General features: G+C 44.5%; 13 protein-coding genes. 6 read left to right on the forward strand and 7 right to left on the reverse strand.

What is annotated here, in order from left to right; all coding sequences use genetic code 11:
* Window positions 1-6 precede the first annotated feature (6 nt).
* From AC0L6N_RS01175 to ilvN, 6 genes are all read left to right on the forward strand, one after another.
* The gene (locus tag AC0L6N_RS01175; RefSeq protein WP_011573515.1) at window positions 7-594 is read left to right on the forward strand and encodes a glutathione S-transferase family protein; all 588 of its coding nucleotides are present in this window, start codon (window positions 7-9) and stop codon (window positions 592-594) included.
* Window positions 595-626: 32 nt separating this feature from the next.
* Window positions 627-926 (forward strand): DUF1244 domain-containing protein, encoded by a 300-nt coding sequence (locus AC0L6N_RS01180; RefSeq protein WP_006994014.1) that lies wholly within the window; start codon window positions 627-629, stop codon window positions 924-926.
* Window positions 927-1268: 342 nt separating this feature from the next.
* Window positions 1269-1757 (forward strand): DUF4442 domain-containing protein, encoded by a 489-nt coding sequence (locus tag AC0L6N_RS01185; RefSeq protein WP_473478087.1) that lies wholly within the window; start codon window positions 1269-1271, stop codon window positions 1755-1757.
* A gap of 203 nt (window positions 1758-1960) precedes the next feature.
* Window positions 1961-2329 (forward strand): MaoP family protein, encoded by a 369-nt coding sequence (locus AC0L6N_RS01190; RefSeq protein WP_473478089.1) that lies wholly within the window; start codon window positions 1961-1963, stop codon window positions 2327-2329.
* Between the two features lie 220 nt (window positions 2330-2549).
* Window positions 2550-4268: an acetolactate synthase 3 large subunit gene (locus AC0L6N_RS01195; RefSeq protein WP_011573517.1), complete on the forward strand. Its 1719-nt coding sequence runs from the start codon at window positions 2550-2552 to the stop codon at window positions 4266-4268.
* The gene (gene ilvN / locus AC0L6N_RS01200; protein ID WP_006994009.1) at window positions 4268-4765 is read left to right on the forward strand and encodes an acetolactate synthase small subunit; all 498 of its coding nucleotides are present in this window, start codon (window positions 4268-4270) and stop codon (window positions 4763-4765) included. The genes AC0L6N_RS01195 and ilvN overlap by 1 nt, the downstream gene beginning before the upstream one ends.
* Window positions 4766-4860: 95 nt before the next feature.
* On the opposite strand, the gene AC0L6N_RS01205 is transcribed toward ilvN, so the two are convergent.
* From AC0L6N_RS01205 to AC0L6N_RS01235, 7 genes are all read right to left on the reverse strand, one after another.
* The gene (locus AC0L6N_RS01205; RefSeq protein WP_473478090.1) at window positions 4861-5445 is read right to left on the reverse strand and encodes a thymidine kinase; all 585 of its coding nucleotides are present in this window, start codon (window positions 5443-5445) and stop codon (window positions 4861-4863) included.
* 110 nt (window positions 5446-5555) lie between these two features.
* The gene (locus AC0L6N_RS01210; protein WP_473478092.1) at window positions 5556-7586 is read right to left on the reverse strand and encodes a putative bifunctional diguanylate cyclase/phosphodiesterase; all 2031 of its coding nucleotides are present in this window, start codon (window positions 7584-7586) and stop codon (window positions 5556-5558) included.
* A 133-nt stretch (window positions 7587-7719) separates the two neighbouring features.
* Window positions 7720-8361: a GntR family transcriptional regulator gene (locus tag AC0L6N_RS01215; protein WP_473478095.1), complete on the reverse strand. Its 642-nt coding sequence runs from the start codon at window positions 8359-8361 to the stop codon at window positions 7720-7722.
* A 9-nt stretch (window positions 8362-8370) separates the two neighbouring features.
* Window positions 8371-9567 (reverse strand): benzoate/H(+) symporter BenE family transporter, encoded by a 1197-nt coding sequence (locus tag AC0L6N_RS01220; RefSeq protein ID WP_473478097.1) that lies wholly within the window; start codon window positions 9565-9567, stop codon window positions 8371-8373.
* A gap of 105 nt (window positions 9568-9672) precedes the next feature.
* A complete protein-coding gene (locus AC0L6N_RS01225) occupies window positions 9673-10527 on the reverse strand; it encodes a bile acid:sodium symporter family protein (protein WP_473478099.1) in 855 nt (284 codons plus the stop codon).
* Between the two features lie 194 nt (window positions 10528-10721).
* Complete coding sequence (locus AC0L6N_RS01230) at window positions 10722-11384, reverse strand: hypothetical protein (protein ID WP_473478100.1); 663 nt, start codon at window positions 11382-11384, stop codon at window positions 10722-10724.
* A gap of 99 nt (window positions 11385-11483) precedes the next feature.
* A complete protein-coding gene (locus tag AC0L6N_RS01235; RefSeq protein WP_473478101.1) occupies window positions 11484-12233 on the reverse strand; it encodes an SDR family oxidoreductase in 750 nt (249 codons plus the stop codon).
* Window positions 12234-12301 lie beyond the last annotated feature (68 nt).

Genomic DNA, 12301 nt, shown 5'->3' on the forward strand with positions numbered 1-12301 from the left:
TCGCATATGTACAAATTGTATGGCTCTACGACTTCTCCTTATGTGCGCCGCTTGCGAATTTGGTTAGCCAATATAGAGCATGAGTTTATCAACATGCAGATATACGAAAAAGCGGGCCGTGAAATATTAATCACTAAAAACCCGGCCATGAAAGTGCCCGCACTGGAGCACGTGCAAGACGATAAAAGTCTGTTTATTTACGACTCTCGGGTGATATTTCGTTACTTGAGCGAACGCCATGGCTTCCCAGCCTTAAGCTGGCCACAAGAAAACCAGCTAACCTTAATCGACGCCGTTAACGATAGTCTGGTGCAAATGTTTCAATTGTCACAATCAGATGTGGTCGCCGATACCGATAAATTGTTTTTTAAATTGCAAAAAGAACGAGTAAACAATGTGTTGGCTGAATTGGACGGCCAAGTGCAAGACGGCGAATTTGCTAACTGGAATTACCCCGCTATATGCTTGTTTAGCCTTATCGACTGGGTCGAGTTTAGAAGTTTGCATAATTTAAAAGGGTTAAATGCATTACTCGAATTTCACCAAGAAAATGCTCAGCGCATTGAAGTTACCGCAACTGACCCCAGAATGTAGTCTGAATTTAGGTAACGAACAAAGGGAAAATCATGACCCCAGAACAACAAACTGAAGCCCAAGCGGCGGCATTTCGTCAGCTTGTTAAACATTTGGATGAAAACAAAGACGTGCAAAACATCGATTTGATGATTCTGGCTGATTTTTGCCGTAATTGTCTGTCTAAATGGTACATGGCGGGCGCTAAAGAGCAGGGCGTTGACATGGACTACGACCAAGCACGTGAAGCAATTTACGGTATGCCATTTGCCGACTGGAAGGCAAAATATCAGACGCCAGCCACACCAGAGCAGCTCGAGGCTTTTGAAAAGCGCCAAAACCCCTGCGGCTAACTACCCAGAGTACGTGACTGCCATATAACCACTCCCTAGGCTGCGCTTAGGGAGTGAATAACTGCACACGCGACAACGTTCTGTTATTACACAGGTTTCTCATCACGCTGGTTAGCATGGCACTGCACGAGAATACCTTCATAGGCACTGTTAAAGCACAGCATTTTGTAGCTACAGCACTCTCACCGCTGTAGTACTCTCACACCGCTGTAGCACTCTCACACCGCTGTAGCACTTTCATAGCCGCAGTGCTCATTTGGCGAATGCAATTATTAATTGTTTGTAACTGAGCGTTCTTGTTGGCACACTGGCATCTGGTCAAACCAGATGAAAGGTCACAGCATGCCTGTTTCTAACCCCCTTAGAAAATTCGTAGATAAAGTTAATCAATACCCCGCGCCTATTAGTGCCTTTTTAATGACGAAGGTGTTTCGCCATAAGGTTAAATTGGCGGGTACCACTAGTATCGATGTTGTCGCTACAAATGGGCGTCAGGTGGAATATCGTATGAAAAACCGTAAAAAGGTGCAGAACCACATTGGCAGTGTGCATGCCGCGGCCATGGCGTTGCTTGCAGAGTCGGCCACTGGTTTTATTGTGGGCATCAATTTACCTGGCGATAAGCTACCGCTGATTAAGTGCATGAACCTCAATTATGTCAAACGTGCGACAGGCGACATGAAAGCGATAGCGACTCTGACAGATGAGCAGATCGCCCTATTAGAAGAGCGAGAGAAAGGTGAAATTAACGTACAAGTCAAAGTAACAGATGCAACAGGGATTGAGCCTGTTGAATGCGAAATGATATGGGCTTGGGTGCCTAAACGTTAAAAATTCTTCCCTCTTGAAATGAGCAGACGAACTGTCATAAAAATTCCATAGAAACGATAGTGCAAAAATCACTATTTATCGGAAAAAAATCGTATATAAAATGCCGTGAAAAATATTGACAGATTTCGGATTTAAATTATAAAGCAGGTTGGCAGTAGCCAAATTATAACGTCTTTCATTTAATTTAAATCGGGGATGCCATCATGGCACAACTTTCTAGAGAATCATTGTTTCAACGTGTTTTTAGCGACCCTAAAAACTATCCTTATGGTTTTTCACGTTCAGGTGACTTTTCAATTTCTGAAAGCAAAGCACTGAGCCAATATGGTTGTTTAATTGCTGCCTTACTCGATGGCCGAATTGAACCGGAATGTGATGAAGATAACTCACTGTTAGCTGTGGCTAGAGGTGAGAAAGACCCGAGTAATGTTGCTGAAAAAGCATGGTCTAAGTATGACAAACGTATACATCGACCTAAACTTGGCAATATTTACGGTAGTAGACCGTCATCTCAGAGCAATGATGATGACTTGACTGAAGATAGTGACTTAGAAATTGAGCTGGATGATTAACCTTATTTTAGTTGTAAATTCGTAATATCATCCTATTAACGTGGTTGTAATCTTATGAATCGAAAGATATATCCTAATATATTGCTATATTGGGATATATATCTCACTTTTATCACATTTCCTGTTTAATCTTACTCTTCCCTCAAGTATAGTTTTCGTTCGTTTGGTAGCGATATTGTGCCGAAACCTTTTTTTTAACAACTTTTTAGGAGAGTAGCCGATGGAAATGATGTCAGGCGCCGCAATGGTTGTGCGAACCCTAAAAGATCTTGGGGTTAAGCACGTATTCGGGTATCCCGGTGGAGCCGTATTAGATATATATGATGCATTGTACGCGCAAGAAGATGTAGAACACATTTTGGTTCGCCACGAGCAAGGTGCTGCGCACATGGCTGATGGTTATGCCCGTTCTACTGGTATTACAGGAACCGTGCTGGTTACGTCTGGTCCTGGTGCCACAAATACCCTAACCGGTATTGCCACTGCTTATATGGATTCAATTCCAATGGTTATCTTGTCTGGTCAAGTGCCTTCAATGCATATTGGCGAAGACGCTTTCCAAGAAACCGATATGGTCGGTTGTTCGCGCCCTGTGGTTAAACACAGTTTCCTCGTTAAGCGCGCTGTTGATATTCCTGAAGCTATCGCTAAAGCTTATTATATTGCCAACACTGGCCGTCCTGGTCCTGTGGTGGTCGATTTACCAAAAGACATAGTTAACGTACTTGAAGAGCATCCGTATCAGTTCCCTGAAGATGTCACTATGCGCTCTTATAATCCGACACTTAAGGGGCACAGCAAACAAATCAAAAAAGCATCGAAAGTGTTGCTTGAAGCGAAGCGTCCTATTTTATATGTGGGCGGTGGCGCAATTGCTGCAGAAGCAAGTGAGCTGGTGACTGAAATTGCAGAAAAACTAAACTTGCCTGTTACATCTACTTTGATGGGGCTGGGTGCATTTTCTGGCGTGCACGAGCAGAGCCTAGGTATGTTGGGTATGCATGGCACGTTAGAGTCAAACAAAGCGATGCACAATGCGGATTGTATATTGGCACTAGGTGCGCGTTTTGATGATCGCGTAACGAATAACGTTGAAAAATTCTGCCCCCACGCAACCATTATTCACGTAGATATCGACCCTGCTTCTATTTCTAAAACGGTTGCTGTGCACGTGCCGGTTGTAGGCAGTGTGGACCAAGTGGCAAAGCAGCTTCTAAGCCAAATGGGCGACATCGATACCACTAAGCAAAAGGCTAAGTTGGCTGATTGGTGGGAGCAAATTGAGCAGTGGCGCGGCCGTACCTGCTTGAGCTACAAAAAAGATGACAACCTGATTAAACCGCAAGAAGTGATTCAGTCGGTGTATAAACATACAAATGGTGATGCCTATTTAAGTTCAGATGTAGGTCAGCATCAAATGTTTGCCGCTCTGTATTACCCATTTGCCAAACCTCGTCGCTGGATAAACTCTGGTGGTTTGGGCACTATGGGCTTTGGTTTGCCTGCTGCAATGGGCGTACAAAAGGCCCATCCTGATGCAACATCGGTGGTTATCACTGGTGATGGCAGTATTCAGATGAATATCCAAGAGTTGTCTACGTGTTTGCAATACAAGCTACCGATTAAAATCATTTCTTTGAATAACCGCGCCTTAGGTATGGTTCGTCAATGGCAAGATATGAACTACAAGAGCCGTTATTCAAGCTCTTATATGGATTCTATGCCTGACTTCGTGAAGCTTGCCGAAGCCTATGGTCACATTGGTATTCGTGTTGAGCATCCAGACGATTTAGATGCCGCCATGGAGCGTTGTTTCGCAGAGAAGGAACGCTTGGTGTTTATGGACATCGCAATCGATCAAAACGAACACGTATACCCCATGCAGATTAAATTTGGCGCAATGGACGACATGAGATTAAGCAAAACGGAGCGCACATAATGAAACGTATTATTTCAGTTTTAATGGAAAACGCCCCAGGTGCTTTATCCCGTATCGTGGGTGTTTTTTCCCAGCGTGGCTATAACGTTGATTCTTTGTGTGTGGCAGCGACAGACGACAAAAGTTTGTCTCGTTTGACTATTACCACCCAAGCAGACGATAAGGTTATCGAGCAAATCACTAAGCAAGTTAATAAGCTGATTGACGTGCTTAAAGTGACCGACTTGACTAACGGCAGCCATGTTGAGCGTGAGCTTATGTTGATTAAAGTCGCTACGCGCAGTGAGCTAGTGCGTTCTGAGGTGAACCGAAATGTGGATATCTTCCGCGCACAAATCATCGATGTGGACTTGAACAACTATACTATTCAAGTCACTGGCACGAGCGACAAACTAGATGCCTTTGCCAATGTACTGGCACAGAGCACTGAGATCATCGAAGCATCTCGCACCGGGATCTGTGGTTTGGCACGGGGTGACAAAGCACTGCGCCCATAAGGGTTATGTTCGATATCTAAGATTCAAACCTAAAATCTAAAAAGGCTCAAATATGAGCCTTTTTTGTTACTTGAATTTACTTTGATGACTAAAAGCTAAACTTGATCCCATACCAGCTCTTTGAAGTGTTTACGACACATAGACTCGTATCTATCGTTGCCGCCGACTTCAACTTGCGCACCTTCTTTTGCCGCATTTCCATGCTCATCCAAGCGCACTACAAAGGTGGCTTTTCGCCCGCAATGGCAAATAGTTTTAAGCTCAATAAGCTTGTCAGCCCAAGCCATTAAATAGCGACTGCCTTCAAATGTTTCACCAACAAAGTCAGTTCTAAGCCCATAAGCGAGAACGGGAATGTCTAAGTCATCCACCACAGATACGAGTTGTTGCACCTGTTGTTTATTTAAAAATTGGGCTTCATCGATAAATACGCAATCTAGCTTTTTATCGCTATTTAACTCTGATATTTGCTGATGTAAGTTGCTGGAGCCATTGAAAAGGTGTGCACTGGCTTCTAGGCCAATCCGCGATGCGACTTTACCAATACCAAAGCGGTCGTCCAAAGCGGCAGTAAATATTTCGGCGCGCATGCCTCGCTCTTTGTAGTTATACGCAGATTGTAATAAAGATGTGGATTTACCTGCATTCATTGCAGAGTAGTAAAAGTAAAGCTGGGCCATGAAAAGCGGGATCCTGAAGTGCACCAAAATAATTTGGCGTTCGTTATTATTTTCAAGGTATGTTAGCGGATATCGCCATCAAAGTAAGCTATTGAAAGGCTATTTTGTCGTTACTCGGTGACGGTTACATCCGTGACTGGGTTTTGCCATTCGATAAGCTGTTCATTAGGCATAGGTCTAGCAAAATAGTAGCCTTGTAAATAATCTACTCCCATGGCTTTCAGTGCTTGGGCCTGTTCTAGTGTTTCGACACCCTCAGCGACTGTTTTACAGTTCAGCTCACTGGCGATAAATAAGGTCGCGCGAATAATGGCTTCGCCGTTGTTCTCTATGTTATCAACAAATGATTTATCAATTTTCACTTGGTTCACAGCCAAGGATTGTAGTTGTGATAATGAAGAATAGCCGGTCCCAAAATCATCAATTGACACCAGTACTTTGCGTTTTTGAATGGCTTCAAGCTGCTGCTTTATCTTCACTTTGTTATCCACAAATACAGATTCTGTGATCTCTAAATGTAATCGTTCTGGGCTGAGTCCGCTGCTACGCAGTGCGTTATCTAAAGCTCGGATAAAACTGTCATCCATGAGTTGAATAACCGATACATTGACTGATACCGCAGCGTTGTGTGCATGCTGCCATTGACTGGCATCCATGCATGCTCTGTTGAGTACCCAAGCCCCGATCTCTTTAATCAATCCTGACTTCTCAGCTAATGGGATAAATTCATCCGGCCCAATAAATCGACCAGCAAAATCCCACCTTAACAGAGCTTCAAATGAACAAAAGGTGCTGTCTTTTGCTGACATGATAGGTTGGTAGCACAAATACAGTTGGCGTCGCTCTGTGGCCTGTTGCAGGCCTTCTAGAATAACCTGTGTGTCGAGCACTTTTTGCTGAAGTTCATTGCTAAACAATGCGGGCGTGCGATTTGTACTGGCCTTTTGCTCACACATCACTAAATCTGCGAATTGGATAAGTTCAGCCGCCTCAGTGCTGTGCTCGGGGCACATGGCAATGCCCACAGTTGCTCCTAAATGCACGCTGTTATTATTAACCGTAATCACCTGAGAAATACTGGTAATGATCGCGCTGGCGATGGCTTGTGCGGTTTGCGCATCACTATAAGGTAGTGCGACTAAAAACTCGTCGCCGTTCCAACGTCCGAGCTTATTTTGATCGGCAAATGCGCCTATCCGTTTTGTGACTTCCTGCAATACACTGTCACCCATTTGGTGACCCATGGTGTCGTTAATTTTTTTGAACCCATCAAGGTCAATAAACAACAAAGCCAACTCACTATTACTCTGCGATGCCCTAGCGGTTAATTTACTCAAAGTTTGGGTAAAGGATTTGCGGTTCATCAATTGCGTAAGTGGGTCGAGATAAGACAACTGGGCGATTTTCTCGGTGCGCTTACTGACTTGCTCCTCTAGGGTACTATTTACAGCGTTAAGTTTATCGTAGGCTTCGCTGAGCTCACGGTTCACTTTGTCCAGTTGGTATTTTTCTTGGCGAAGTTGCTCACTCATCGCCATATTCATGTTTTTAATATTGATGGAATCAAGGGTAAATTTTACAGCTTTAGTGTAGGAAAAAACTAAGCCGATGCTGAACGTTAATCCTAATGCGCCAAGAATGACGCGATAGTCTTGGTCTGAGATAACCCCAAGAATAGAAATAGGCACTAACAGTATCAGTGCATAGGAAATAGAAATACGTGCATTAGCAGCTAATACGGATTGCCCACCGGCCGCCATGGAAGACAACACAATGATCATGGTCGCAAACTCAAGCAAATTAACCTGATCGAACGTTAAGATTGGTAAGCAGGCCCATACGATTGCGGTGGCAATACAGCCAATGCTAAAACGCCGTTGCGCTGTTTCGCCATCAAAATCATTTCGTGGTTTGATTTTGCGTTGCCAGTAAATACCGTCAATTAAGCGCAGCGTTAACACCACTAACATGCATCCCCACCAAACTTGCTTGATTTCGCTCACTTCTGTGCTCAGAAAACCAAATGCAAGTACGCTACTGGCTGCAAAAGTGATGGCGCAGGCCGCCCCCGTATTGCTATACAGTAACTTGGCGGCATCCTGACTATTTAGCGCATGTAATTCTGCAGATGTATTGCTCACTCTCATCCTAAGTATGTTAGCTAGTATTGAAGATATAGAGTGCACAGCGTAGATTAACCGAAAGCTGCCATGCACGTGTGCTGCTTTTAGGCTAATAATCTACCGTAATTTTATTGAAATAGTAACAATTACGTCACGGCCTCGTAGATAAGTACTGGACTAATTTTTCACCGGCACTACGAATATGCTTCTTAAGAATTGTATCGGCCATTTCGTACTCTTTTTCATTAATCGCATTTAGTAACGACTCGTGTTCTTGTTGACTATGGGAAAAATGATCCAGCGTGGTTTCTTGAAAGCCAATGTATCTGGCACATAGCAAGTGCATTTGTGCCACCGTATCAAACAGCACAGGGCGACTAGCAGGTAAATACAAACAACGATGAAACTGCCAGTTTAACTCTCCGTTTAACAATATATCGTCGGGGGAGGTCATTTGTAGTTGCTGCAATATATCCCGCGCTTTACCCAGCGTTTCGAAGTTAATATTCATGAGAGCGTGGGCGAATAACATCGGTTCGAGCTGCAAACGCATTAGATACAAGTCCTCTGCGTCGTGGGCGTTAAGCGGTCGCAACATCACACTGGACTTGCCATGTGCCACTAACCAACCTTCATTTTTCAAGCGTTGCAGTGCATCACGTATGGGAATACGACTCACCCCATATTGCTCAGCAAGCTTGACCTGCTTAAGCGCGGTTTTTTCAGGCAACTTGCCGCAAACAATATCCTGCTTCAATTGCTGATATAGATTTTGTGTCTTTACGTTATGCATAAGTACTCATTATTTTTGCTGCTTTGCGTGTGTGTCAGATTTAGTTTTTACGCTAAAGAGCAATGTCAGCATACCCACCACTAGTCCCCAAAATGCAGATGCGATATCGAAAAATGATACGCCCGAAGCGGTCACCAAAAAGGTCAATACGGCCGCGTCGCGATACTTAGGATCGTATACTGAGTTAACGAGGCTTGCGCCTATTGTTCCCAGCAAAGCAAGGCCAGCTAAGGTTGATATTAGCGCAACTGGAAATGCCGCAAATAAACTGACCACCACGGTGGCGCCTAATCCTGCAATTATATTAAAGACCCCTGCCGATATACCTGCAATGTAGCGCTTGGCAGGATCGGCATGGGTTTCCTCACTGGTACAAATAGCGGCGGTAATTGCCGCTAGGTTAAAGCTGAAACCACCAAAGGGGGCTAGTACTAAATTAAGGGCCCCGCTGGTGGTGATAATAGGGGATATTGGTTGCTCGGTGTAGCCACTGGCTTTTAAAACGGCCATGCCGGGCAAATTTTGCGAGGTCATAGTGACAATAAACAAGGGCAAGCCCACGCCGATCAAGAGTGATAAATCGAATGTTGGCGATACCCAAATAGGACTGGCTGCGGATACATCTATCGCACTTATATCAAACATATTAGAGTATTGGGCATACAACACGCCAGTGACTAAAACCAGCAAAATACTAAAACGAGGGGCCACTCTTTTAGCCATAAAGTAACTGAGTATCATAAGGCCAACGAGCATAGGCTCGAGAGTAAAAGAGCTAAAAATAGCGAGGCCAAACTGCAATAGAATACCCGCTAACATAGCGCTGGCTAACGGCATAGGAATGCGTTTCGTCAGATTGTCGAACCATCCTGAGACCCCCGTTATTAAGGTTAAAAGTGCGACAAAAAGAAAGATCCCAATGGCATTTTCGATACTCACTCCTGCAAGGCTCGTCGCCAGTAATGCAGCGCCAGGTGTCGACCACACTATTATGATCGGCCGACGGTAATACCATGATAACCCCAAGCAGCCAACGCCCATGCCTACACCTAACGCCCACACCCAACTCACTATCATGTTGTGAGAGGCGCCAGCGGCTTGGGCGGCCTGAAACACTATGGCCACAGCACTGGCAAATCCCACTAACACGGCAATAAAGCCAGCGCTAATGGCGGAAAAACTCAGATCGCGAAATAAACCTTTCATCTTGTATACTTTAATAAATTTGTATACAAATTTAGCATGAGCGAAATGCAAAAGAATAGAAAAATTTCTACCAGATCGTAAATAAGCGCAACGCCTAACGCACCGTTAGCGGTATTTCTTAGCCAACAGAACCAGTAAAAATGCTCCGATATACATAGTCACGCCATATACCCCAGGGGCAACAGCATAATCAGCTCGTTGCAAAAAAGTAATCGCGATAAGGATTGCCATGGCCGAATTTTGCACGCCCACTTCAATACCCAGCGTGATGCTATCTTTAGGTGTAAATTTGAACAATAAACCTAAACCGATGCCCGTCATGATTGCCAGCAGGTTTAAGGTCAGTGCACTTGAAAATACCGCTGCGAAAGAAGAGGTCAGGGTATCTCTTTCTTGAATAACAATGGCAACAATCATGAGGAGCAAAAAGGCACTGGCCAAGTGACGAAAGAACGGCTCGCAACGAAGGGCTTTTTGAGCAAAATAATGACGAATAATAATACCGATGAACACGGGTAATAAGGTAATCAATATTAGCCCTAGAGTGGTAGTAAGAAGAGAGAAAGATTGTTCTTCTTGCTGGCCAAATTGCATAACAGCGAATTGGATAATAAGCGGGGTAGTGAGCACGCATATGAGTGAGCTAATGGCCGTCAGGCTAACCGACAACGCTAGGTTTGCTCTGGCCAGCTGACTAATTATATTTGAACTCGTGCCGCCTGGACAGGCAGCTAGGATCATAATGCCAATGGCTAAATTAGGGGCCAAATCAAACGTGATTGCCAGTGCATAAGCCAGTGCGGGTAACAGCATCATTTGGCCGAACAAGCCAACCACTATCGGCAACGGAGCGCGCCATAACTGCTGAAAGTCATTTCTCGTTAAGCTTAGCCCCATGCCAAACATGATAAACGCCAAAACAAGGGGAGCTATGTATTGTGTTAAGTAGGATTCAGTCATTATTTATGTATTTCGCTATTTTAATTAGACTTTACGTATCAATGCTATTTATGCATCGACGAGAATTAGAGGTCAGTGGCAACGCTTGAGCGTAAATGGCTGGGTCTTTGTTATTCAAGGCTCCCTATAGCTGATATTCAATACGAAGCCGTGTCATCAGCGCTTGGTTTGACGCAATAAAGGCATTTAACTGCTCAATAACGTCTCGCCGCTCGATGGTAGACAAATGAAAGGTTACTGGGCCATGGGGCAAGTTTTGCCTTGTTCTGTTGCCCAGACTGGGTCAGTAAATAGCGGGCAACATGATATTCGATATCCGCGCCGTCTACTCGGTCTTTGAGCACTAAATTGAGTGCCGCAATTGGTGTATCAACTTCTAATAAATTTAAGCGCTTTTGAGCTATGACTTCAAGCCAGTGCTCAGGTGTAAACCCATGGGGAGCGGCGAGTGAGCTGAATTTTTCGACTGGGTTAAACTCGCGCTTTTCTAGCACGATAGTACCGCTGCTTGCGGCGATTAATGGCTCGCTTAATAGTTTATGAGAGTCAATCTTTTGATGCAAAGATTGCCAACCGGCATTATCAGGATAAACGAATGCTATATTTCCATCTGCAAGTTCACGCTGCAAACGTTTAATGGGATAAGCGCGATACTCAAATTGATGGCCACTGCTTTTAGAGAAGGCTTCTAAAACAGCCCATGCGTAGCCTTTGTCATCCGCTAAGTTGAAATTATAATGTGGGTAGTAGTCGATATCTTGGCAACCGACTATTAAGGTTTCTTGCTCTGAAGCGTGACTGAAACCAATCCAAAAAAGGCAGAGTAACATCCAAGGGCTTTTAGTGTTTGGCATCATGCGTATCACCCCATCACTACACAACAGCACGCTTTTAGCATAGTAGAAAAAAGCGATAGTACGGGCTAAAACTAACGTTTACTGGATGTGGCACTTGTTCTAACTCATTTTTGCCAATACGCTGAGCGGTGCAATACGAGCAATGTAGCGAAATAGTGCCCAAGGCCACGTTGGCACAAAGCTGCTATCGACTTCTTTTTCAATGGCCTTGACCATGGCTTTACAGCCGGTCTCAGTATCGACGATAAACGGCACCGTTTTCACTTTCTCGTTTATCTCACTTTGAATAAACCCAGGATGAATTGTCGTGACTTTAATGGGGGTGTTCATAACATCGATGCGAATACCTTCGGTCATGGAGGTAAGCGCGGCTTTAGTCGCCGCGTACACCGTCATCGCTCGGCGCGCACCGCGAACGGCACTGACCGATGAAATGGTAACTAAGTGACCCGCATTTTGTTCACGGAAAATCTCCATGCTGACTTCGCACTGTGCCAGTGCGGAAACAAAGTTAGTTACCGCGGTTTGTTTATTAGCATGAAAATACCCCGTACCTACCGAGGCACCTTTGCCCATGCCTGCGTTAACTATTACTCTGTCTAGGGAGCCCATATCTGCGGCAAACCCTTTAATGACTTCAAACACTTGTGCATGATCGTCCACGTCTAAAGGGCGAATGAAGACATTGATATCAGGGTTAATCGCCAGTAATTCGGCTTTTAGTTCGTCTAGACGTTCTACGCGGCGGGCACACAGACCTAAGTTTCGGCCCATTTTAGCAAATTCGATGGCCATGCCTTTTCCTAGGCCAGAACTAGCACCGGTAATAACGATATTCTTTCTTGTCATGTTGAATCTATCTCTTCTTAGTTTTTGTTAGCTGTTATTGGTTATCGTTAGTAATTGTTAGTAATTGT

Source organism: Paraglaciecola sp. G1-13 (genome assembly GCF_055809255.1).